19 protein-coding genes, 1 pseudogene and 1 other annotated feature are annotated in these 23,132 nt (G+C 38.5%); of the genes and pseudogenes, 10 read left to right on the top strand and 10 right to left on the bottom strand.

What is annotated here, in order from left to right; all coding sequences use genetic code 11:
- The first annotated feature begins 153 nt into the window (after nt 1-153).
- Nucleotides 154-882, top strand: coding sequence for an AAA family ATPase (locus ACI2JM_RS10110; RefSeq protein WP_404643942.1), 729 nt, complete (start codon nt 154-156; stop codon nt 880-882).
- A gap of 161 nt (nt 883-1,043) precedes the next feature.
- Here the strand turns inward: ACI2JM_RS10110 and ACI2JM_RS10105 are convergent, their stop codons facing one another.
- The 3 genes from ACI2JM_RS10105 to ACI2JM_RS10095 form a co-directional block, all read right to left on the bottom strand.
- Nucleotides 1,044-2,132: an MFS transporter gene (locus ACI2JM_RS10105; protein ID WP_404643940.1), complete on the bottom strand. Its 1,089-nt coding sequence runs from the start codon at nt 2,130-2,132 to the stop codon at nt 1,044-1,046.
- 303 nt (nt 2,133-2,435) lie between these two features.
- Nucleotides 2,436-3,050: a nitroreductase family protein gene (locus ACI2JM_RS10100; RefSeq protein ID WP_404643938.1), complete on the bottom strand. Its 615-nt coding sequence runs from the start codon at nt 3,048-3,050 to the stop codon at nt 2,436-2,438.
- 107 nt (nt 3,051-3,157) lie between these two features.
- Nucleotides 3,158-4,120 carry a DMT family transporter gene (locus ACI2JM_RS10095; protein WP_404643936.1) on the bottom strand — a complete coding sequence of 321 codons (963 nt, stop codon included), beginning with the start codon at nt 4,118-4,120 and terminating at the stop codon, nt 3,158-3,160.
- A gap of 170 nt (nt 4,121-4,290) precedes the next feature.
- Here ACI2JM_RS10095 and ACI2JM_RS10090 point away from each other — a divergent pair, with 170 nt between their 5' ends.
- A complete protein-coding gene (locus tag ACI2JM_RS10090; RefSeq protein WP_404643934.1) occupies nt 4,291-4,809 on the top strand; it encodes a MarR family winged helix-turn-helix transcriptional regulator in 519 nt (172 codons plus the stop codon).
- A gap of 215 nt (nt 4,810-5,024) precedes the next feature.
- Here ACI2JM_RS10090 and ACI2JM_RS10085 read toward each other — a convergent pair whose 3' ends face one another.
- On the bottom strand, nt 5,025-5,834 hold the full coding sequence (locus tag ACI2JM_RS10085; protein WP_404643932.1) for an AraC family transcriptional regulator: 810 nt from the start codon (nt 5,832-5,834) through the stop codon (nt 5,025-5,027).
- A 101-nt stretch (nt 5,835-5,935) separates the two neighbouring features.
- On the opposite strand from ACI2JM_RS10085, the gene ACI2JM_RS10080 reads away from it, so the two are divergent.
- The 3 genes from ACI2JM_RS10080 to ACI2JM_RS10070 all read left to right on the top strand — a co-directional run bounded on the left by ACI2JM_RS10080 (nt 5,936) and on the right by ACI2JM_RS10070 (nt 9,652).
- Nucleotides 5,936-7,594, top strand: coding sequence for a 2-isopropylmalate synthase (locus ACI2JM_RS10080; RefSeq protein ID WP_404643930.1), 1,659 nt, complete (start codon nt 5,936-5,938; stop codon nt 7,592-7,594).
- Between the two features lie 309 nt (nt 7,595-7,903).
- The gene (locus ACI2JM_RS10075; RefSeq protein WP_404643928.1) at nt 7,904-8,659 is read left to right on the top strand and encodes an AraC family transcriptional regulator; all 756 of its coding nucleotides are present in this window, start codon (nt 7,904-7,906) and stop codon (nt 8,657-8,659) included.
- Between the two features lie 96 nt (nt 8,660-8,755).
- Nucleotides 8,756-9,652: a DMT family transporter gene (locus ACI2JM_RS10070; RefSeq protein WP_404643926.1), complete on the top strand. Its 897-nt coding sequence runs from the start codon at nt 8,756-8,758 to the stop codon at nt 9,650-9,652.
- A gap of 171 nt (nt 9,653-9,823) precedes the next feature.
- Here ACI2JM_RS10070 and ACI2JM_RS10065 read toward each other — a convergent pair whose 3' ends face one another.
- Complete coding sequence (locus ACI2JM_RS10065; protein ID WP_404643924.1) at nt 9,824-10,714, bottom strand: LysR family transcriptional regulator; 891 nt, start codon at nt 10,712-10,714, stop codon at nt 9,824-9,826.
- A gap of 220 nt (nt 10,715-10,934) precedes the next feature.
- Between ACI2JM_RS10065 and ACI2JM_RS10060 the strand changes: the two genes are divergently transcribed.
- From ACI2JM_RS10060 to ACI2JM_RS10050, 3 genes and pseudogenes are all read left to right on the top strand, one after another.
- Complete coding sequence (locus ACI2JM_RS10060; RefSeq protein ID WP_404643922.1) at nt 10,935-11,543, top strand: LysE family translocator; 609 nt, start codon at nt 10,935-10,937, stop codon at nt 11,541-11,543.
- Between the two features lie 11 nt (nt 11,544-11,554).
- Nucleotides 11,555-12,208 (top strand): bifunctional phosphoserine phosphatase/homoserine phosphotransferase ThrH, encoded by a 654-nt coding sequence (thrH, locus tag ACI2JM_RS10055; protein ID WP_404643920.1) that lies wholly within the window; start codon nt 11,555-11,557, stop codon nt 12,206-12,208.
- Nucleotides 12,209-12,424: 216 nt separating this feature from the next.
- Nucleotides 12,425-13,687: pseudogene (locus ACI2JM_RS10050) on the top strand (IS3 family transposase).
- Nucleotides 12,681-12,796 (top strand) — a sequence feature (AL1L pseudoknot). It overlaps the preceding pseudogene by 116 nt.
- Before the next feature lie 52 nt (nt 13,688-13,739).
- Here the strand turns inward: ACI2JM_RS10050 and ACI2JM_RS10045 are convergent.
- Both ACI2JM_RS10045 and ACI2JM_RS10040 read right to left on the bottom strand, forming a co-directional pair.
- Nucleotides 13,740-13,955 carry a hypothetical protein gene (locus ACI2JM_RS10045; protein ID WP_404643918.1) on the bottom strand — a complete coding sequence of 72 codons (216 nt, stop codon included), beginning with the start codon at nt 13,953-13,955 and terminating at the stop codon, nt 13,740-13,742.
- A 32-nt stretch (nt 13,956-13,987) separates the two neighbouring features.
- Nucleotides 13,988-15,769 carry a DNA methyltransferase gene (locus tag ACI2JM_RS10040; protein ID WP_404643916.1) on the bottom strand — a complete coding sequence of 594 codons (1,782 nt, stop codon included), beginning with the start codon at nt 15,767-15,769 and terminating at the stop codon, nt 13,988-13,990.
- 134 nt (nt 15,770-15,903) lie between these two features.
- On the opposite strand from ACI2JM_RS10040, the gene ACI2JM_RS10035 reads away from it, so the two are divergent.
- Both ACI2JM_RS10035 and ACI2JM_RS10030 read left to right on the top strand, forming a co-directional pair.
- Nucleotides 15,904-16,440 (top strand): hypothetical protein, encoded by a 537-nt coding sequence (locus ACI2JM_RS10035; protein WP_404643914.1) that lies wholly within the window; start codon nt 15,904-15,906, stop codon nt 16,438-16,440.
- Nucleotides 16,441-16,451: 11 nt separating this feature from the next.
- Nucleotides 16,452-16,616 (top strand): hypothetical protein, encoded by a 165-nt coding sequence (locus tag ACI2JM_RS10030; protein WP_404643912.1) that lies wholly within the window; start codon nt 16,452-16,454, stop codon nt 16,614-16,616.
- Between the two features lie 73 nt (nt 16,617-16,689).
- Here the strand turns inward: ACI2JM_RS10030 and ACI2JM_RS10025 are convergent, their stop codons facing one another.
- From ACI2JM_RS10025 to ACI2JM_RS10015, 3 genes are read right to left on the bottom strand one after another with little or no spacing between them, the layout of a single operon-like run.
- Nucleotides 16,690-18,033 (bottom strand): GIY-YIG nuclease family protein, encoded by a 1,344-nt coding sequence (locus ACI2JM_RS10025; protein WP_404643910.1) that lies wholly within the window; start codon nt 18,031-18,033, stop codon nt 16,690-16,692.
- A complete protein-coding gene (locus tag ACI2JM_RS10020) occupies nt 18,026-20,305 on the bottom strand; it encodes a DEAD/DEAH box helicase (protein ID WP_404643908.1) in 2,280 nt (759 codons plus the stop codon). Before ACI2JM_RS10020 ends, ACI2JM_RS10025 begins: the two co-directional genes overlap by 8 nt.
- Nucleotides 20,265-23,042 (bottom strand): DNA methyltransferase, encoded by a 2,778-nt coding sequence (locus ACI2JM_RS10015; RefSeq protein WP_404643906.1) that lies wholly within the window; start codon nt 23,040-23,042, stop codon nt 20,265-20,267. The genes ACI2JM_RS10020 and ACI2JM_RS10015 overlap by 41 nt, the downstream gene beginning before the upstream one ends.
- Nucleotides 23,043-23,132: the final 90 nt, after the last annotated feature.

Below are 23,132 nucleotides of genomic sequence, written 5' to 3'. Positions count from 1 at the left end.
TAGTAAAATAACGCCTTTTTTACTCCGATAATACTGGGGCGTCTCACAAGCAAAGTTTCTACGCCAAGGGTGGATTAAGAATAATTTAAATAAACTGTTCCATAATATGGGTTGTACTAATTTAATTGTGGACTGACTATAAGGATTAGCTTTATGTATGAAAATACACCTATGTTGAAAAGAATAGATTTATTAAATACTATCCCTCATGATTTTCCGTTTATGCACCTATATCCATTATGTTTTACAAAGAGTATCACCGTAATTACTGGCGAAAACGGAGCTGGAAAATCGACTATCTTAGAGGCTTTAGCAGTCAAATTAGGTTGCCCTGCCGAAGGCGGTTCTATAAACTTTCATTATGAAACTGAGAATACACATCTGGATTATACAAAGCATCTGAGAATCTCAAAAAGCGGTAAAAAAATAGAAGATATTTTCTTCTACAGATCTGAAACCTATTATAACCTTCTAACTGAAATGAGAAGTCTGGACTCAGAATTGAGTTTTGACCCTAAGATAAATAGCTACTATGGAGGTAGAGACTTACATACAATCTCACACGGAGAGTCCATGAGAGCTTTATTCTTCAATCGTTTCAGAGGGGGTGGACTTTATATACTTGATGAGCCTGAAGCATCACTATCAATTGCGAGTCAAATTGATTTTGTCGAGAGAATTATACAGTTAGCAAAGGAAGGGGCGCAGTTTATCATTGCCACCCATTCTCCAGTTATCATGCTGATGCCTGATATTGACCTTATTCAAATAACAGAAAATAATTATAGGTACGTGGATTTTATAAATACTAATATCTATTACTTATATAAAGAAATATTAGAAAGTAAGGGCGAATTCCTAAAAAATATAATAAACACATAATTATCTACTTAAACTCGCCATGTAATAACTATAAGGTGCAAACAGAGTACTAACCCTTATTTTTAATCAGTCTAGCGGACTAGATACGAATAATACAAACCAGTACGTTAGTCAGAAACTGTGGGTATATAAGGTTTAATAAATATTCTCATTCGAGCATATTAATAACGAACCACAAAATATTGTGGAGAGAATTTATTACATATAGTGAATAACAGTAAAACTCCAATAATCATTCCAATCCACGCTCCCGTTAAATCACTTGAAGTATCAATTAAGACACCCGCCATGAAAGGGAATGCTGAAGCAATTAAGTATCCACCACCTTGCACAAAAGCTAATAAAGTCACTGCTTGCTTGGCGTTAGAGGCGTAATCAAGCGCTATGATTAAAGATAAAGGAAATAAAGCACCAATCCCTAACCCTAAAATTATAACGGTTAAAAATGCAAGCTTTGAGGGAATATAGATAAGCAGTATTAAACCAACTAATATGAGCGATAGAGTGACAAATAATGGCTTTCGGCGATCGTTGAATTTTTTGATAAATATAGAAATTAAGATGCCAGAAACTACTTCTGCCACCGTTAAAATACTTAATAAAGCGCCAGAAGCATCTCTACTCCACCCAAGCTGAGTGTAATTTAACGGTAACCAAGCTAAAACCAATGTGTATGCGCCTGTACCTATACCAAAGAAAAGCATTAACAACCATGCATTTTTGGACTTTATAGGTAGAGGCAAATAACCGTTTCTACTGCTTTTGATATGTGGCATAGCAAAGGAGAACAGTATAATTGCCAATATGGCAGGGATAGCCATAATTGATAAAGCGGTATTCCATCCAAAGGCTCCTTCTAGAGGAGAGCTTGTAGCAGCTGATATCGCAGCCCCAGCCATAATGCCTGTTGTAAATAACCCCATAAAAACGCTAGCACTGTCTGGCGCAATTCTGTTTAAATAGGCGGGCATTAGAGTTTGGATGATTGCTATACCAATGCCTCCAATGAGAGAAGTCAGCAATAGAAGGAATGTAGAGTCAGCAAAAAATCGGTAGCTACAAGAAAGTGCTATCGCCAACAATCCAACTAATATACCTATATACTCGCTTACTCTAGATTGAATTCTGGGACCTAAAAGCGCAAAGCAGCCCATCATTGCAACTGGCAAAGTAGTCAATAGTCCAGCAGTTTGATTATTTATTCCTATATCGTTTGCTAACACGGGTACGATTGGAGATATCGAGGCCATAATAGGCCTAAGATTAAGACCTACGATTATTGTTATGGTGGCTAGTATCCATTGGTTATAACTAAACTTACTCATTTCCTACCTCGCACTCTTGTTTATGTGTCTTTTTTAGTTATGAGTCGATGCATTATCACGATTTTAATTGGTTATCTTTTGCAGTAGTACCAAGCAATAATCAAATATACGCTAGCATTTTAGATCTAAAAAATCATAAAATTTAAGGGCTCTGTCCACTGTATATATTCGAGAAAATCTGACTTTAGGGTGTCCGGACATACTGACATTAGCATCAAGGCATTGTTACTACAGTCCAAACACTTTGATACGTTCACTGGCTGACTGATAGTTTTTTTCGCCAGCTGGCTCAACGATGTTACCAAATGGCATTTGAGCAACCAGTTCCCACTGCTTAGGAATTGAAAAAGCTGATGCAATATCATTATTGATTAGTGGATTATAATGCTGAAGATTTGCACCAATATTTAAAGCACTCAATTCTAACCACATAGCATATTGATGCATTGCTGAGGTTTGCTGCGCCCAAATAGGAAATTTGTCAGCATATAGCTCAAACTTATCTTGCAACGATTGTATAACCTCCTTATCTTCGTAAAACATAACTGTACCCACAGCCGCACGAAAACCATCCATTTTTTGTTGACTACCTGAAAAATCGTTACTGCCAACCGCCTTACGTAAATGGGTCTCAGTGATATCCCATAGTTGCTTATGCTGCTTACCAAACAACACTACTAGACGTGTCGTCTGTGAGTTGAAGGCTGAAGGCGTATTTAGTATTGTGCGCTCAGCAATATCAATAATTTCTTGTGGTTTTACTGGTAAGTTGCCACCTAAAGCATAAATGGACCGACGTTTAGTGAAGGCTTGTTGTAGGTTGGCTGAATTGGATTGCGGCATATTTTTATCCTTTTAAGTATTGTTAAATAGAATGTTATTTATATCGTGTGATTAAGGTTTGTCAGCCTTATTGAATAAACTTACAAAGGAAATCAAACTTCTTAAGTTCAGGTCTTATCAGGAACTTTAAGTCTTTGTTCCGATCGTGCCATCATTTTCATGCCACCCCATGTAACAAGTGCCACACCGAGTGCAATCAAAGATGCGCCTAGAATGAGTCCGTCCGGTGGAGATTCACCTTGTAAAAAAACAGCGACAGGTACACCTACAATTGCTCCAACAGATCCTAGTAAGCTTAGTAAAACCGGGCCACCCGTTTTTTGAAGTAGAAATAATAATTGAAACTGACCGGCGAATATGAAGGCCTGTAAGGCAATTAAACCAAGTGGCAGGAAACCTCCCATTGGAACGGTAAGTGAGAAGTCCGGTAGGAGGCTTGTTGCGCCAAGTAAGACTACAGCCGCAATAAGCATACCTGGAGCAAGCGCATTGGGAGACGCTCCTTCCGGCCAACGCAATGTACGATAGAGATTGCCAATAGCGAGCAAAACAGGGCCACAGAGTGCTATCAAAATCCAAAACACACTGGCATCTGGTGCAGAAAATTTACGGGTAGCTAGTACACCTGCACCGGCAAGTGCAGCTGCAACCCCAAGAGCTCGAACCGTCTGAAATCGCTCCATCCCTAACGCTAGTGCCCCAAGATAGGTGAGAAGTGGCGGTAAGGAGATAATTAGGGCTACAAAACCGGCACCGACATGGGGAATAGCGGAGAAGAAAAGTAAGTTAGAGCCTGCAACGCTGACCAAAGCAGATATAAAGTAATATTCAAAGCTGCGTTTATTGAGAGGTGGAAGTTCATGGCGTAGTAACGCAATAACTAACAAGATTATGGCAGCACCAGCAATTGACCAAAATAAAAAGGCAAGCGGAGATAAACCTATTTCCCCCGCATATTTTGCCACATTGGTAGAGATACCAAGTAACGCGCCTCCAACCAGAAGACAAATTAAAGGAACTAGCCATACACTTTTACAAGGAGAGCCATTTCGCTCTGTAAATTTAGTCATATAGTATCCTAACGGCCGAAAATGACCTTGATGTCAGAATATCATTATATATCTTGATGTCAAGATAATAATATTGCTATTATTACTGCCTATGAGGAATTTTCAGTAGAAATAGACATTTTAATATCTTCAAAATCATAAATATTCTGATCATAACGAGGAGTAAATCAATGCAAACTAAAGGGTGTACACAAGAAGATGCAGTACAGAAGATTATTAGCCAGTGGCAAAACCAAGGATTTGCTACTGATAGTTTGTTAGCAATGGAGACTATAGGGCGTATAAAGCGGTTAGAGGTGATATTAATGCGAAAGCTATCTGCTAACTATAAGATAAATTATCAAATATCACATTGGGAATTTGATGTGTTAGCGACATTACGACGCACAGGCACCCCATATTTAATGAGCCCAACCGTTTTGTTTGATAGCATGATGGTGAGTTCTGGTACGATGACCAATCGCTTACAGCATTTAGAAAAGAAGGAACTTATTGAGCGCATTGATAACCCAGAGGACAAACGAAGCTTATTAGTCAAACTAACCCCAAAAGGTCTTGAGTTGATTGATAGAGCCGTCGCATCACACGTGCAATTGGAGAATGACTTGATGAGTGATATGAGTGAGGAAGAGCTACTTATTCTCAATTTATTATTAAAGAAAATTGAGAATAACCTACCTATTGTTTAGATCTAAAAAATATCTTTATATAGAGATAAATAATATATGTAGCAATAATAATCGAAAATAACTGAACTTACTCTCGAAAAGCTTACTTAATGTACAAGTACACCGTAATTCTATAACTTAAGAAAGATATCGGTGTCAGTAGCCTACAGTTGAAGATCCAAATCATGGCTTGGGAACCACCCATTGTACCCATAAGAAACGTTGTGGAAAAAACTCTAGACATAAGAAATAATCTTTTCTCTTGCCATAAAGTCTGAAGGACGTTGACCAAAAAAATCTTTAAAAGCTGCGCTGTAGGCACTATGGCTATTATAGCCAAACTGAAAAGCGATATCGATGATAGGAAGCCCTTCACTAAGGGCTTCTAATGAATAAAGCAGTCGCGCTTGTTGTCGCCATTTCCCAAAGGATATACCTGTTAACTTTAAAAATTGACGTTCAAAGGTTTTAGCTGAGATATGGAGCTCACTTGCCCATTGAGGAATAGATCGAGAGTCGGTGGGATAATGTATTAGGTATTCACAGATGTTGTGATAACGGGCATCCTTAGGCCAAGGAAGAAGTAAATTTAAAGCACTATGTCGCTTTAGTTCTTCTAACAACAAATTCACCAATAAATTGGCGTATGTGTCTTTTCGATAATCAACGGGAAATAGAGTTGCTGCTAATATCAGCTCTTTGAGTAGTGGTGATATGTTGATTACATAACTCGTATCGGGTAAGTCCATGTGGATAGCATCAGTTTTAATAAATAAACTACGCACCTTGGTATGACTACGCATCACAACGGTATGCTCTTCTTGAGCCGCCAGCCAAACGGCTCGATTAGGAGGAATAAGCCATCTTCCTGCGTGGGTTTCAACCAGCAAAGTACCAGAGACAGCGTATAAAAGTTGGGCATTATTAGTATGAGTGTGTGGCGCAATAATATGCCCTTTTGAATAATCTACTGCTATACCGTGTAAAGGTAATGGTGACGATTCAAATTGGTTCAGTTTTTTTAAATCTTCTACTGTTTTGCTCATAAATGTCTTTTTCTCTACATATATAGCTCTATTATAGATAGTAGGGCGGTCATGTAAACCTCTAACATATCAGTTTATCTTTGGTTGTTAGGGAGTTTGCTATGTTGATGGATCCTAGTCATAAATATGTTCCATATCCTCGTGTTCAGCTAGTGGATCGTCACTGGCCTGATCAGAGAATTACAAAGGCTCCAATTTGGTTATCCACCGATTTAAGGGATGGTAATCAGGCTTTATTTGAGCCGATGAATCTATCTAAAAAGCACCGGCTTTTTCAAAAATTGGTTGGGGTGGGGCTTAAAGAGATAGAGGTAGGGTTTCCTGCAGGCTCACAAATTGACTTTGATCTTTGCCGTCAGTTAATTGAGCAAGATTTAATTCCTAGTGACGTGACTCCTATGGTGATGACTCAATTACGTCATGATTTGATTGATCGTACAATAGAAAGCATGCGTGGTGCTAAGCGCGTTATTGTGCATTTATATAATGCCATTGCACCTGCTTGGCGTGAGATGGTTTTTGGATTATCTGTAGAACAGATCGAACAGTTGGTGCGTGAGCATGTCAATTATCTAAAAAGACGAGTAGCCGATTTTCCAGAAACAGAATGGATATTACAGTATTCGCCGGAAACGTTCTGTATGGCAGAATTAGACGTGTCTTTGCAGATGTGTCATGCAGCAATGGATGAATGGTTAGAGAATGACACTCAAACCATGATTATTAATTTACCAACTACAGTTGAAGTCAGTACAGCAAATGTGTTTGCGGATCAAATTGAGTGGATGCATCGCAAACTAAAACGTCGTCATCAAGTGGTTTTATCCGTACATCCACACAATGATCGTGGTACAGGGGTTGCTTGTGCGGAGCAGGCTCTATTAGCGGGTGCCGATCGTGTCGAGGGCTGTTTATTTGGCAATGGTGAGCGTAGTGGTAATTTGGATCTAGTGACGATAGCCTTGAATATGTATACCCAAGGTGTGCATCCAAATTTAGATTTTTCTGATATTTCAGGGTTAGCATTAACCGTGGAAGAGTGTACGGCTATTGCGCTACATCCACGTCATCCTTATGCTGGAGATTTAGTATTTACCGCTTTTTCAGGCTCTCATCAAGATGCAATAGCCAAGGGTCTTAAACAGCAAAAAACCGATGCTCTGTGGCGCGTCCCGTATTTGCCTATTGATCCTAAAGATATAGGGCGTACTTATGATGGTATTGTGCGTGTAAATAGTCAATCGGGTAAAGGGGGCATCGCTTACCTATTAGAGCAAGACTACGACATTCAAATGCCTCGCCGAATGCAGGTTGAATTTAGTTCAATAGTACAAAAGCAAGCTGATAGTGCTGAAGCTGAGCTATCAAGCCAACAGCTTTGGGAATTATTTTCTCAAACGTATCTACACCCTGAGTCAGCTTCAGGTATTTATGGCTATCAGCGACACTCATTGTTTGAAACATCATCAGGTCAAGAGATCGTATTAGACTTAAAGTCTGCAAGAGGTAAGTATAGGCAGGTAAAAGGTCGAGGAAATGGTCCCATTGCCGCAACACTTAATGCTCTGTCTATGCAAGCATCGGTGATGTCTTATGAAGAACGTAACTTGAGTCAAGGTAATGATGCTGAAGCCATTGCCATCATAGAGCTATCTGTCTCAGATTTACCTGGTTCTTATTTTGGTGTGGGCATACATACCAATAGCACCACAGCAGCTATACTTGCTGTTTTAAGTGGATTGGCGCGAATTAATAATTAGAATTAAAATAGTAGTAGGCTGCTTGGAAGAATTGAGGGTATTAATCATATTCTTCTGAGCAGTCGTGCTTAAGCTGCTTCTATTTTCTGCAGCTCATTTGACAGCTTTACTTTCAATTCTTACTGTAACTTTGCATCCTCTTGGTCATGGTGAGCTACTTACTGATTCGTTAGTTTATCTCTACGGTTTCTTCAGCATAGCTCACAATCGCTTGTTAAAACAACAATTTATTAATCGCCAAAATAGCTTTATTGCTACACTCTTCATAACCTAATTAGCCACAAATATTTCAGACAGTGAATAGACATCATGAAAGATACTGAGTTAATAAACCATTTATTCATCAGAACATATGGTAGCCAGCTAGAAGGTCACACCCATGATTATCATCAAATTCTCATGCCATTGATGGGCGATATTAGAATGATAATTGGTGATCAGGCTATTAACGTTTCTTATGGAGAGGCTTTAGTTATTAGAAAAGGTATTTATCATCAATTTCAGGCAAGAGAAGACTTTCGTTTTTTAGTTGCAAATATAGAGAATATCGAATTTTTACAACTGCCACTCAACGAAACCCATTTTGCAATGGACGAAAAAACGTTGTTGTATATCTCTTTCATTGAAAAGCAATTGATCTCTGCTCACAACCAAAAGATAGAAGGGATGATGTTTGAGTTATTAAAAGAGCTTCTTGGAACCATTAAAATGAGTAAGCGATTGGATAATCGTTTAACTGCGGTCGTTCATGCTTTAAAAAGTAATATTGCCACCAATCATACGGTGAAATCACTTGCTGAGATCGCCTGTTTCAGTGAAAGTCAGTTTAAAGTCTTGTTTAAGGAACATCTTGGTTGTACGCCTAATGCTTATATTACCGACCTTCGTATGCAAGCTGCTCTTGGTCTCATCCTAAATACCGATACACCTATTACGATTGTGGCTGAGAGATGCGGTTACGATAACGTGTCTGCCTTTATACGTCGTTTCTCTACTGTCTATCATCAGACCCCACATAAACTTCGCTGTAATAATCAAAATATGAAGCAGCCAACAATCAGCTGATCAGCACATATTTCAATCTATTCCGACAAAACTTTGAGCATCAATTTCATTACCATAGTCACATAATATAAATGTACGCTAGGTAAGGAAGTGCCATTGAATATTCACATCCAGTCAAAGCAAGATATTGTGAATTTTGCTGCACCTATAGGATTTTTGGCTATATGGAGTGGCGGTGCCATCTTTGCAAAAGTTGGTTTGCAATATACCGACTCTTGGAGCTTTTTATTTTTGAGATCAGCAATCGCTTTATCACTACTTCTAGCCATATATCTAAAATCTACCCATAAAAAAATAGACATTACTGAGCTTAAGAAGGATCAGCTCAAAGGCATTATATTTTCAGGTCTGTTGCTGCAAGTATTCTATTTAACGTTTTATTTTTCAGCTATTAATACGGGGCTATCCCTTGGCATCATTATACTGGTTCTTGGTATACAGCCAATTATAACGTCACTATTAAGTGCAAATACGATTAGCGTTAAAAACGTCATACTATTAGCGATTTGTTTTTCAGGTTTGATTCTGTCCACATTAGGCTATCATACCGTTGATAAGATAAATGCTTTAAGCATTGTACTTTCAGTACTGGCGTTGCTATCCATCACGTTTGGTACTATCGCTCAAGCCAAGGTTAAAACGCCTCCTATTTTAACGCTATTAATCCAGACTATATTTTCATTTTTGATATTCTCAATTGTGATTATTTATCAAGAATTGTCTTTTGAAGTCAATGCTTACTCTTTGCTGTCATTGGTATGGATGGGCGCAGTGGTTTCCGTAGGGGCTTATTTATTATTGATGCTTATGCTCAAATATAGCTCCGCAGATAAAGTAAGCACTCTATTCTTTTTACTACCTTTGCTGACGATGATTTTGGAGAGTCTGGTTTTTGATACTACTTTGAGCGCATTAACTATTTTTGGGGTCATTTTGGTCTGCGTAAGCTTGTTGATTTATCAGAAACAAAAGCCCACTGAAAGTAGTAAATGATATATTTGAAAAATTGTATACATAAAATGATCTGACATTAAATCTTTGTAATTCGAGTAGGGAAATTTTTGAACTGTGAAGGCTCTTTTTTTAAGGCGGATAACTATTTCAGACTCTCACATACTGGGATACGTCCGATGCAAATATTGTCAAAATATCAAGATATAACTACTACAGGCATTTTAGATTTTCCATAGACTGCATTTTGCTATTCAGCATCTCTTTTTTTAACCAATCTTTAAACACTACCTTTCTCTCATCTTCGTAAAAAGGGTGATAAGACAATAAATGATAGGATGAGCTGTCTGCCACAGGAGGATGAATTAATTCTAAAAAGTGATGCGAAAGTTCCTTTTCCACCATAAATATTGAAACAATAGTAGTTCCTAAACCAGCTAAGCACCCCTCAATACATAAGTAAAAGTGTTCTAACACCATGGGTTCGTACGATAAAATCTCGCTACTGAACAACTTAGACTTATTTATGTGATGCCAAAAATTTGGTCGAGAAGAAGTCAGTAATAGGGTATTCGATTGCTCAGTTCTAGGGTTGCGGACAGCGACTATATATTCTTCAATAATTTTCTCATGGAATATATTCTTGTCCCATTCAAAATCATTTCTACGCAAAGCAATATCGATAGATTTTCCTTGAAAATCTACTGTTCCACCACCCGTCAGCAATACAATTTCAAACCCATAATTTAATGCATTAAATTCAGCCAAACGCGGTATTAACCATTTCATTGAAATAGTTGGCTCACAAGAGAGTACCAGTTGTTTTTTTCGATGATCTTGCCTCGTTAGATCCACAAGACAGTCATCTAATTTCGCAAAAACTTGCTGACAACAAGAAAAAAGTAGATTGCCATTGGCTGTGAGCACCAGTTTCTTATTGACTCGATTAAATAATGGGATACCTAAAGCATCTTCCAAATTCTTAATCTGTTTACTCACTGCACTTTGTGTCACAAACAGTTTCTGAGAAGCAAGCGTCACACTATTGTGCTCTGCAACGTAGTAAAAGAACCTTAATGAATTCAACGATATTTTTTCTATCATGCCAAAAACTCATAGATGATGATGTAATAAACTCAATTTTAGTTTATCTGTAAATGTAGGAGAATGCACTTAAATTAATAACATGAAAAACTGATATATGAAGAATTACTGACTTAGAGCTTTGATAGTGAGTAGAGAAAATATAGATAAAGGCATAACAGCTATATTTCTTAAGATAAAACTTTTTATATATTGGTATTTCCTTTACAGAGTTAATCAAATGACAGAATTTTTTACCGTTATCATGATTACCATTCTTGCTGTGATTAGCCCTGGTGCTGATTTCGCTATTGTCACTAAGAATAGCTACCTATATGGGCGTTCAGTCGGTGTGCTAACGTCTATTGGTATAGCACTAGGTGTCTTAGTACACGTGACTTATACGTTAGTAGCCGTTGCAATTGTCATGAAGCTTGCGCCAAATTTTTTAACCATCATAAAATATCTTGGTGCCCTTTATCTTATTTATATTGGTTATAAGACATTCACACAAAAACCTGTACATGACGTAGGCTCTTCTGCGCGCATCAGTTCCGGACAAGCATTGCGATATGGTTTTTTTACCAATGCTTTAAATCCTAAAACCACATTATTTGTGATTAGCACGTATACGCAGATTGTTAGCGTCAGCACCCCAAAGTCTATTTTAATCGGTTATGGCTTATTCATGTCTGTGGCTCACTTCATATGGTTCGCTTTAGTGGCTTTACTGTTCTCTCAACGGACGCTAAGAGAAAAAATGCTACAGCAGCAAGTCGCAATTAATCGTGTCATTGGTTTTATATTAGGGCTATTAGGTATGTTCTTGCTCTTTGCAAACTTAAACTAGAGGAATTAAACATGAACAAAGTTGCCTTTATCGATATGGAAGGGGTTTTAGTTCCAGAGATATGGAAGTTTTTGGCTAGTCAGCTGAATATATTTGAGCTGAACATAACCACAAGAGAGGTAGAAGATTACAAACAATTAATGCTATATCGAATCGATATTCTAAACAAAAATCAGATTACTCTACTGAGGATACAAGATGTTATTAGTCAACTTAATCCCATAGAGGGCGCAGCAGAGTTTTTACAAATGTTGAGGTTAAAGGGATTTGATATTCAGATTGTATCGGACTGCTTTCATGAATTATTAGAAGGTTTTTTGCAAAAGCTAGAAGTTCCGATAGAGACGGTATATTGTCATCGTTTACAGGTCGATGGTGCGGGCTATGTTAATAAAGTGCTATATAGTCGCCAACATGGTAAACACGAGATTGTAGAAAAACATCCTTTTTCCTTGGAAAACAGTATCGCACTGGGTGATGCATTTAACGACTTTACTATGCTAAAAGCGGTCTCTAAGGGATACTTATTTTCACCCTCCAAAGAGGTATTAGATAAATCTCTGCCTATATTTAACGTTGTTAATAACTATCAAGAAGTTATTAACTCTATTGATACAATAGATATATTTCGCCAATCCCATAGATATAAACTTAGAAATTTTTAATCTAGCCAAATTTATCGATCCTATCGTAGGTTCTGTATAGATAGTACTATAGCTATGGTTTACACCCAGAAAACCTCTAAAAGATAGTAAGAGTCTTATATGTCAGCAGAATCGACTCTAGTAAGCAGCCTTTACTTGCTTGATTATTGTATTTTGATCTTAAAGGATGAACCGCCCGTGATTTTCGGAGACCTAACTTTCTGAGAGAATACGACAATGAAAACACAAAACTACACCCCTGAGATTAAAGAACGCGCCGTTCGCATGCTGATTGAAGCCGCAAATGACTATCCCTCCACATGGTCAGCCATCCAAGCCATCGCGCCTAAGATTGGCTGCACGCCTGAAAGAAGCATATAGACCAAACCATTCCTGCATCGGTACAAGCTCAAAGCCAAGATCAGCGTATCAAAGAGCTTGAACGCGAATGCAGAGAGCTCAGACAAGCCAATGAAATCATCAGCAAGGCTGCTGCTTTTTTCGCCCAGGCGGAGACGGGCCGTCCACTCAAGTGATGATCAGTTTTATTGATGATAACAAAGCTGAGTATGGATCGAGCCAATCTGTCGAGTACTAACGATTACCCCATCAACCTATCACCGTGCTAAATACCTGAAGTGCTGCCCTGAAAAGCGTTCACTACGCAGTCAGCATGACGACTTTTACATCGGTGAAATTAAACGTATTTGGCAGGTTAGCAAATGCCGTTACGGTGCGCGTAAAGTCTGGCAGCAGATGAAAGCTGACGGATTAAAGGTTGCTCGTTGCACCGTAGAGCGTTTAATGAGACAGCATGACCTACAAGGCGTGTGGCGTGGCAAAGGCAAAATTACCACCAACAGCCGTGACGACCAAAAGCGCGCTGATGACCTAGTCAATCGTAACTTTAGCGCTCATTGCCCTAACCAGCTATGGGTTGCGGATTTTACTTATATCAAGACACTGAGTGGCTGGGTATATACCGCTTTTATTATTGATGTGTTTGCTCGCGCTATTGTGGGCTGGAAAGTATCAAATCGCATGAATACCGATATGGTTATGGCGGCATTAAACCAAGCAATAGCAGATAGAAACAATCCCAAAGATGTGATTCATCACAGTGATAGAGGGGTTCAGTATTTATCCATTCGCTACACAGATAAGATGGCTGACTGCGGTGTGATTGCGTCTGTTGGCACTACGGGTGATTCTTATGACAATGCACTGGCTGAAACGGTCAATGGGCTGTACAAGTCTGAGGTGATTCATTATTTAAAGCAGAGCTGGACTGGTGTGAACGATGTTGAACTGGCAACCCTTGAGTGGGTGGCACTTCGAGCACAGCTCTCGTCTTGCAAAGCTAAATCGATAATTAATCGATTTTTAACGCTTCTAAGGTTCAATAAAGCACGACTGCATAGCACGATTGGTTATGTGTCACCCTTTGAGTTTGAAAAGCGGTATTATGATAATTTAAACCTGTCAGGCATCGCTGCCTGACTCAAGTAAATCACTCTCCGATAAAGTCGGGACGGTTCATATTGTATATTAACTAATTTTTTCTACTCTTAACTTCATTCCATTCTTGCAGTAGCCTTGCTTCCTCTTGATCGTAAGTAGTTTCACCAAACTCAATACGCATCAACATATTTATCATATCTTGTTCTTTAGATAGAGTCATATCGTCAGAAAAAGATAAGTTTACAGAGGCTATAGCTTGCTTAGCGCTTTCGCTAATGCATGAATTACTAATATTAGAGCTAATCATCATTTTATCCTTTGTGAAGAATATTTTTTGAGTTAAACCTCAGCTATCCGTTTCAGCAAAAACTCTACTCTATTGGCATCATCCCCTTTGCCTTTGCCTTTGCCTTTGTACCCATAAGCCTTGTCTACTGCCTTATCAAGCGCGATATGAGCTTTGGTCAGCTCAGGGTAGGGATCAATCATGTAAGTGTTGTAAAGCTTAGCTAGTGTCGGTGCATCCTCGCTACCGTCTTGGTAGTGCTTACGCGCATCTAAAACAGCTTGAGCAGCTGACCCAATAGCATCTTTGGCTTTAACTATCTTATTATCTTCATCTTTAGCATCAAAAGGGTATGAGAAGTTGTTATAAACGATGCTATTTGAATAGCGGTAATCACTTTTCATTCTTCCCGCGGTCAAACGCATAAAAGCATTGTGCATACTACTTAAAAGGATACCAAAGTGATAAAGACTTGCATTTGGTAGGCTAAAGACAAGGTTGCTACATACGATATTGCTGTCAAGAAAACCAATAGGAATATGCTTTCTATTTTCTGAAGAAACACTTGGGATGATTAAATAGTTTCCTTCATTTGGCTGCCTTATCTCGTCAAATAAATGAGGTGTAGCAGCTAGCTTTTGAGTTGATATTTTCGTACTTTGCTCACGCATCTCTTTTACATTCTTAAGACGTTGCATCACCGTTGGCATTTTGATTAAATCATTGTTTAGCTCTAAAGCATTACAACCATAAAACCACAAGCACCAGCGTTCGATATTATTTAAGAACTCTTGCGATCCTATGAATGGGCGTAAGTATTTGCCTGTTGTTGGCTCTTTTGCTATTAGCTCTTGATACTCTTCATTGGAAAAAAGTAGGTTGCCACCATCTGTAGGCTGACTACCTTTAGACATTGGCGTTTGATCAGATATTTGCTTGTTGCGTCTGTCAAAAAAAACGAGAGGAGCATCAATTAAATAGCCATTAATTAGCTTTGCGGCATTAGATTGAGGTTCGCCTGATATATCGTCATAACTAAAGATTGTCTTTTCTTTACGTTCATTTATGCCATAGCCAACTATGACGCAATGTACAGCTGCTATTCCTTTACCCTCATTCGACCATTTAAAAGTATGATGGGCAAAATTTATATATCCGCCACAATCTTTAAGCAGGTATTGCCAAAGTACCGCTACATGCTCTCCTTGGACTATAGAGTTAGTAGATACAAAAGCTGTTTCGACTTGGTGTTTTGGCTTAGTTACTGACTGCATATAGTGTATAGCTTTGATGTACCACCCTGCCACATAATCTAATGACTTATGTTTTTTTACAGTGCTAGCAACATGAGCTAAATCTGCTTTTTGTTCTTTATTTTGATAGGTATAACCAATGAAAGGCGGATTACCCATTACAAAATCGCACTCATTGGCTGCTAGAACGTCCTCCCAGTCAATTTGTAGGGCATTACCCTCTGTAATGTGTGGACTGTACACAATGGGCGTTGTAGGGCGTGTTGTACCAAAGCGCTCAGCAGTGGCTTGGTTCAGTTGATGATCGGTAATCCACATGGCTACCCTTGCGATATGAGCCGCGTGTGGTTCAATCTCGATGCCATAGAACTGCTCAACTGTGACTTGGCACATACTGCTAATATCAAGCAGCCCTCTTTGTTCACCGTAAATTTGTGCGATCAGCTGATTTTCTAATAGTCTCAACTCACGGTAAGCAATGATTAGGAAGTTACCACAGCCGCAATATCCGTAACATATTATAGTGGTGACATTGATAAAACCCTTACAAATCCATGATATCAGGATGATTTCAAATGTCACTAATTAAGATGGTTAAGTAGTGACATTTTATCTTTTATGTCATCACTTAGAGAATAGGTTCGTGATCACAGTTCCTTACTCAATTTTCGTTATTTATGAAGTATACTAACCCCTAGTAGCTTAAGGGGTTTATTTTGGATTCAGGACAATTTCTTTATACTGTAATAAGCGATACTTTGGATAGAGAGCTTGATCGCAAGCGTAATCTTGAAGCTAAGGTTATGTCGCTATTCCGATTATGGATTTTTTTACTTACAACCTTTACGACTGTAATAGTTTTTTTAATGAACTATAACTCAGATGTCATTCGCTCTTTAGTTGCAGTTAGTAGTTATTGGCTAAGTTTCTTTATAGTTATTTTTTGCGTAATTGCTTTTATCCTCTCACGTTTACTGTATCTTATGATTAAGATGGCTGGCGATTCATTTGGTATAAGCGACAAAGACGAAATTGGCTTTAAATCAAGTGAGATTGATAGCATGATTACTTCTGAAATTAACTCTTTATACTCTGGGGCATGTAAGCAACTAAACTCCAGCATTAAGGATTATGACAAGCACAATAAGAAAATAGGTGAGTCGATAAAAGAGTCGCTACCTAGAATCAATAAACTACTTATTGCCTTGTTTGTAATGCTTGTACTTTTAACTCTAATTATGATTGTTATTTAAGGCTATATTCTATGAACGATAAAACAGTAAATGACAACTCCACAACAGCAGGTGAGCAGAAAAATCATGAACCAACACAGGGTAGTGATAAGACACAGATAACTCCTCCAACTGGAATGTTTTCCCGCTCTGTAGGCGACTCTCATCCTGAATCTAAATATAAAGACAGAAACTAAAGGTTAAGGGTTTTTTGATAAAACCCTTAATTCACTGTGATTGTAGAATGCTATTATTTATAACGATAGCATTCTATGCTCCCACGATTTTACCACTCGCACTATCCATTCTATAGTCTTTAATATCTCCAGAAATAACTAGATTAATTGCTTTTTCAATCTCAGTAAGCGGAGAATCAAACCATTCGGTTGCCTTGTAAACCTTATCATCCGACCCTTTTAATGATACTTTTACCCTCTGATCATAGAAGAAAGCATGCAAGACACCTTCAACACTTCGGGCATTTGCATCATAAATTTCCCACTCAGCAATAATATCTACTGCTTGTTGTAAAAAAGCCGTGTCCCTAATCGAGTGCTTAGTTCTAGCCTCACCTGTTAGGGTGGAAAAGCCAATTTTATGAAGGTTTTTGTAGTGCGCTAAATTGTCTGGCGTATCAATCAATTTTGCAATATAGATAACGCCAGTAAGTTGACGTTTATCACCGAAATTCTTAGCTAATTCAGTATCTATCCAGTCTGAATCGGTGATCAAGAGTTGATAGCTATTTTCGTACTTATATTGAGCAGTGGCTAGTGAATGAGTAAGCATATTTGACTCTGTGCCATTAGCAAATATTAGGCGCAGCCGCTCTTGGCTACGAGTATTTTTTCTAGCTTCTGCTTTGTAAATATCAGCCACATAGCAAAGCAATCCATTCAAAACAAAAACACTTCCAATAGTAATGCTTTTTGAGGATGCGAAGTTTGTTTTAGTAAAAGCGGCAGACTGTATTGCATGGTATATGCGCTCAAATGTTGCCTCAAACTTATAAAAGTCCTTGCACTCAAAGCGACTCGCTACGTCCTCATCATCATACTGATCATAGTTGGCGCGTGAACTGTTTTGACTATCACTGATTAAGATATCTGACTGAACATCGTCAAAAATACCCAGCTCATCACTGTTAAAGATATCTTGTAAGCTATTAAACGAAACTGGTTGACTAGGAGGTTCTAGTTCAACCTGTTCTTCTTCGCTGCTAATATCTTGATAAACAGTGTTATCTCTATCGCTTACACTTTCATGCAATACCGTAGACTCAGCAGACACGCTAGAGTTGGTGTTTTCATCAACCAATAGTCCATGTTTATCGAAGGTGACCAATTCTTTAGTAAACGAGCTACTGGCTTTTATAGAGGCTAGCTGACGTGAGAGTATCTTTTCATTGATATCGCCAGTCTTCGCATTAGGTGGACGCCCATGAGTCTCAATAAACGAATTTATCTCAGAAAATTGCTGCTCTAAGAGGCTATTACTGGTTGTTTTTTGAGACATGGGTTTAACGTCATCGAATATACCCATAGGGTCATTAGCAAATATATCTTCTAAAGATTTATACTCACGACTTTTATATATCTCATCAAGCTTAATCATGGCTATTTACTTCTTGTTTCGCTCTTTGATTTCTAGCATAGGACATAATTTCTGCCATACGCCGCTCTATATCACTATCTGCATTCTTGTTAGGATCACGACCGTTTTTCCTAATGAAAGCAATTATTTTAGGCCACATTAGTACTGCCTCTGCCTCAGTTACGGTTGATCGGCTAGCATGGACGACATCACTAATAGTCTGTAATACCTTTTTATCAACTGTCCTAGAAAGTATTTCGTAGGAATCATGAAAAGGGTTGACTGACTTCACTAACTCAATTGGAAAATTGCTTACGTTGACAAACTTACTGCCTATCTTCACGAAGCTATTACTAGGATTACGCTCATTTGTGCTGCTAGATTTGCTTTTAGGGTTATAGATTTTCGCATCTGTAGGTAAGTGACGTTCTTTGATAATATCGCTCTCGTTGAGCTTATTTCGGCGCTCTAAGCTCAGTGTAGAGATATCTATATACTCACTACCTTGCTTAATAAAAAACCTTTCATTTTCAATCACAGCATCATCAGGAATGTTCTCACCCTCAATCACACCGCCTTCACGGTTGATAGCCATATACTGCATGAGGCCTTCTTGGGTCTGACGTATTTCATTTTCATCTAAGGCTGGATATTTACTACGAATAAGACTTGGGAGAACGGTGTCTGAAACCGCTTCGGCTTCTATCCCATTAGTTTCTGCTGCTAAATACTTTTTGATAATATCTGGGCTTTGGCATAACTGGGCCAGTAGCTCATCTCTGTCTTTATTAAGTATATTCATAACTCTATCAGACGGTGAGTTTGTGGAGTCATCAACGATTACGGTGCCAAGTGGTAAATCTAGTCTGCCTAATAAATCTATTTCGCTACGTCTTTTAAAGCTAATACTAGGTTTGAGGACCTGCTCCATGAGTAAGGACAGGGTAATGGCTTTTAAGAGGTCGTTTACAGTATCTTTAACTGTAGATTTATCATCATCAGGCTCACCAATTAGGTTAGTAAATTGGGCGTGGCTCTTACCTTCGCTATCTCGCGTAGCACGGCCAATAATTTGCACTACCTCAGTAAGAGAACCACGATAGCCAATGGTTAATACGTGTTCACACCAAGGCCAGTCAAAGCCTTCTTTAGCCATACCAAGAGCCACAATGATGTCCATCTGATCTCTGGATGTTATGTCAGCTAGGTAAGCCTGGGTATTTGCTCTTAAAGCATCATCAGTCACCAAATCAGCAAGTAGTAATCGCCTACCATCATGTGTGCGTACTGTGATTACCCCTGTATCGTCATCACGGTCTTCCATTACACCTATAATGTCAATAATGCGGCCGACCGTTTCATATTTATCAGTTTCAGCGGTAAGGCTATTAACGTTAGGAATATGAATGATGGTTTTTTTAGAGGTATCCAGGCACTTATCTAAAGCATCGAAAAATGACTTCTTATAAAAATAATAACCTAACCCTAATGATTTTAAGTGCTCGTATCCATTAAGCTGCTCATAGTAGGTGTAGGTCACTTTTTCAAATTTTTCTTCATCACTGTCAGATAGAATAGGTACAGAGTCACCACGAAAGTAAGATCCCGTCATTGCTACAATGTGAGCGCTGGTCTGCGTTGTGATACTGTCTAATATAGCGCCAAGACGGTTCGAATCACTTGCTGATACATGATGGAACTCATCAACACCAATAAGCACATCGTTAAATAGCTCAATGCTACCGCCATTTTCTATCACTTTATCAAAACCGTATCTAAAACTGTGATGGGTGCAGACTAAGACCTGTGGTAGAGAGCTTTCATCCGCATCCTGAGTGATAAATTCAGAAAAAATAGCCGTCTTTCTGGTATCGCTTTGGGCAGCATTCACACATAGGTTGTAGCGTTCTGCTACTTCCCAGTCTGCAAAAAAGCCGAAGTTGCTGAGTGGTGTTGATTTAAAAGACTTACCAATACTCATCTCTGGTACAGTAATAATGATTTTTTTAATGCCCTGGTTGATGAGCTTATCTAGGGCTAAGAACATCATTGCTCGTGACTTGCCTGATGCTGGAGGCGATTTGATAAGCAAATACTGGCTATTACGCTTCTCGAATGCCCGTTCTTGCATCTCGCGCATACCTAAAGAATTGTTTTGCTTGCTCTGACCAGTTTGGGCATAACTCTGACTTAATATATTAACAGGTTGGGACATCACGCTATTTACTCCAAAAAATACAAAATAAGAGATATTAGTTTTTCTTTTTGGTTTTTGTCTGTTCTTCTGCTTCAACAAGCTTCTCATAACGTGCTAATAAATGTGCTAGTCGTTCTTCGGTGTTAGTAAATCCTTGTGAGCGGTATAATTTATCTACTGCATCATCAAGATTAGTATGTGCTTCTCTTAGATCCCCTGGCATCTTATCTGGATCATAAAGCTCAGCTAGTGTCATGCCAACATTGCTAGCACGGGCTAGGAGGACTTCTTCTGTAAGATTTTCAATATTTTTCTTTTGACTTTCAGTTGCATTGGGGAACGGGAAGGTATTATAAACAATGGTGCCTGAATACCTGTAACGGCTTTCTAAACGGCCAGCAACCAGTCTCATCCAATCGTTATGTGCCATTGAGGTAAGTAGACCAAAATCAAATAACGTTCCATTTGGGATCATCTGGTTTGCATTCGTACAAATGATGTCATGATTAAAAAAACCTATAGGAACATAAGCTCTGTTTTCTGATGAATGAATAGGTACTAAAATATAACTTCCTGAATTAGGTTGTGCTATTTGCCTAAATAAGTGAGGGTGTTTAGAAAAATCTCTAGTTGATTGTGCATCACTATTTTCCCTTAACTCTCTTACTCCATCTAGTCTCTCTTTGATCAAAGGGTATTTAACTAAGGTCTCTAAATCAGCACCCACAAACCATAAGCACCATCTCCACTGACTATGCAAAAATTCCTTAGCCCCTAAAATTTGTTTGATATACTGCTTTGAGTATGGCTCATTTAGTTCAAATTCATTTTTCTCACTTTCATTCAAGTATAAAAACCCACCATCAGTAGGTTTGTTACCGAATATCATTTTAGTTCTAGGCTGTATTGGCTTGCTTAAAGGTTTTACAGTGACATTGCCGCCTGATACAAGATAAGGGCTGATATTTTCCACCACCTCCCTGTGCCATGACTTTTCAACAAGCTTATATATATATTTATTACTGGTGTCTTGTGCAGAAAGACCAATGATAATGACATGCACACCTGCATTATTTTTAGCGTTGTTGGACCAGGGGAACGTCTGGTAAGCAAAGTTAATATGAATACCTAATTCAAAAATATCAGGAAACAACATTGCTACTTGTTCGCCTTGTGCAATTGAGTTGGTTGAGACTAATGAAAGTTCAGCATTGGAGTTTGCAATGTATTGTGCGCCTTTCCAAAACCAAGCGGATACATAATCTAGGTATTTGAGCGTTTTTTTTCCAAACACTAATTTCATATCTATGGATTGTTCATCAGTTCTATTGGTTGTTCCCCCAAATGGCGGATTACCAATAATATAGATTTCGTCACTGCCATTATTAGGACACACATCATTCCAGTCGAGCCGCAGACTATTACCATGAATGATATGACCACTATCTTTTAAAGGTAGCATTGGTTGTGAGACTCCAAGCTCTTGCTCAAACAGGACATTCATTTGATGCTCAGCTAACCATAATGACAATCGAGCAATTTGACATGCAAAATCGTCATATTCAATACCATAGAAGTTATTCAAACTGACTACGCTATCAAAAGATAATCCTAACAAATTATCTTTAGCACCTTTCATTAAGTCGCGTTGTGCTTTTAAGATATCAATTTCAAGTTTACGCAATTCCTTATATGCAATTATTAAAAAATTTCCTGATCCTGCACTGGCGTCAAAATTTTTGATGTTACTAATGCGTTCAAGCAAAGCGCTTAAACGCTCACCCTTTTTGTTTTTATGACGATTAATATCGCTAAGCTCTATTACAGTATTCAACTCCTCACGTAGTTCATCTAGGAACAGAGGTTGTATTACTTTCATGATATTGCTGACACTGGTGTAATGCTGTCCTAAATTGCCACGCTGCTCAGGATCAATTACTGCTTGAAACATTGACCCGAAAATATCAGGGTTAATCTTAGCCCAATTCAATCGTGCGCACTCTAGTAAAATACGGCGAGTACGTGCATTGAATACAGGGATAGCAAACGGGTACTCAAATAGACTACCGTTTACATAAGGGAAGTCTGTAAGGTGTGTGGGCATAGCCTTACGATCAGCGCTAGACTCATGTAGGTCAAGAACCTCAAACAGGTCAAACAATACGCCATCGACATCACTACCATCTATATTTGTAGTTGAGTCAATAAGGTCGTGAAACTGATTTGGCTTGAATATACCTGTATCTTCGGCATACAAGCAAAATAACAGACGAGTCAAAAATATGTTTAGCGCATGTATATCGTCAGCGGTATCAAACTCATTATATTTTCGGATATGGTCAAATAAGCGGCCCATTTTCTCAGATGCTTGCACATCCGCAGGGTGTTCGGAATATTCACGGGCGCGTTCTAGCCCAGCAAGAGGTAGTAGGAAATGATAGTTCTTATAGAGATCACTAAAATCACAATCGAGAATTTCATCGAATCTTGTGTCATTAACCAGTACGGTATCAAAGTCCGTCACTACGATCATGCGAATTTTGTGCTTACTAATAACTGGGCTATCTTTTAATTCATTTAAAGCTTTATTGAGATCTTGACCTGTATCAACAGGCTTAAAGTAGATACGCTGTTTATTGGCTACCTCGCCAGATTCAGGGCTAGCTGCTACGTTATAACGATTATCACTTTTCTTAAGCGAGGTAATAGTAGCTTTTGAAACGTCAAGAAGTGCTAGGAACTCATAAATAAAGTCATCTTTTTTATCTTTATTTACAGTTTTAGTGGTTAACTTCTCTAAGTTTTCAAAAAACTGAGTTTGATTAAATGCCATTGTGATCTCTAATTATTGATTATCGGTTAATGTGTTGTTATAGATTTTATTCAGCTTATTTAAACAGGATGTGTAATCTTGGGTCAGGCT

Origin of the sequence: Psychrobacter sp. NPDC064578, from assembly GCF_044901245.1 — a bacterium.
In the GTDB taxonomy this organism is placed as follows: domain Bacteria; phylum Pseudomonadota; class Gammaproteobacteria; order Pseudomonadales; family Moraxellaceae; genus Psychrobacter; species Psychrobacter cibarius_C.
The sequence above is the reverse complement of the archived record's forward strand: the minus strand, read 5'-3'. Positions and strand labels throughout refer to the sequence as shown.

Coding starts and splice junctions, on each gene's coding strand:
- ACI2JM_RS10025 (WP_404643910.1), bottom strand. CDS start 18,033: ATGATTAAGCTTGATGAGATATATAAAAGTCGTGAGTATAAATCTTTA.
- ACI2JM_RS10095 (WP_404643936.1), bottom strand. CDS start 4,120: ATGACTAAATTTACAGAGCGAAATGGCTCTCCTTGTAAAAGTGTATGG.
- ACI2JM_RS10100 (WP_404643938.1), bottom strand. CDS start 3,050: ATGCCGCAATCCAATTCAGCCAACCTACAACAAGCCTTCACTAAACGT.
- ACI2JM_RS10075 (WP_404643928.1), top strand. CDS start 7,904: ATGAAAGATACTGAGTTAATAAACCATTTATTCATCAGAACATATGGT.
- ACI2JM_RS10080 (WP_404643930.1), top strand. CDS start 5,936: ATGTTGATGGATCCTAGTCATAAATATGTTCCATATCCTCGTGTTCAG.
- ACI2JM_RS10090 (WP_404643934.1), top strand. CDS start 4,291: ATGCAAACTAAAGGGTGTACACAAGAAGATGCAGTACAGAAGATTATT.
- ACI2JM_RS10030 (WP_404643912.1), top strand. CDS start 16,452: ATGAACGATAAAACAGTAAATGACAACTCCACAACAGCAGGTGAGCAG.
- ACI2JM_RS10060 (WP_404643922.1), top strand. CDS start 10,935: ATGACAGAATTTTTTACCGTTATCATGATTACCATTCTTGCTGTGATT.
- ACI2JM_RS10015 (WP_404643906.1), bottom strand. CDS start 23,042: ATGGCATTTAATCAAACTCAGTTTTTTGAAAACTTAGAGAAGTTAACC.
- ACI2JM_RS10085 (WP_404643932.1), bottom strand. CDS start 5,834: ATGAGCAAAACAGTAGAAGATTTAAAAAAACTGAACCAATTTGAATCG.
- ACI2JM_RS10105 (WP_404643940.1), bottom strand. CDS start 2,132: ATGGCCTCGATATCTCCAATCGTACCCGTGTTAGCAAACGATATAGGA.
- ACI2JM_RS10045 (WP_404643918.1), bottom strand. CDS start 13,955: ATGATTAGCTCTAATATTAGTAATTCATGCATTAGCGAAAGCGCTAAG.
- ACI2JM_RS10110 (WP_404643942.1), top strand. CDS start 154: ATGTATGAAAATACACCTATGTTGAAAAGAATAGATTTATTAAATACT.
- thrH (WP_404643920.1), top strand. CDS start 11,555: ATGAACAAAGTTGCCTTTATCGATATGGAAGGGGTTTTAGTTCCAGAG.
- ACI2JM_RS10065 (WP_404643924.1), bottom strand. CDS start 10,714: ATGATAGAAAAAATATCGTTGAATTCATTAAGGTTCTTTTACTACGTT.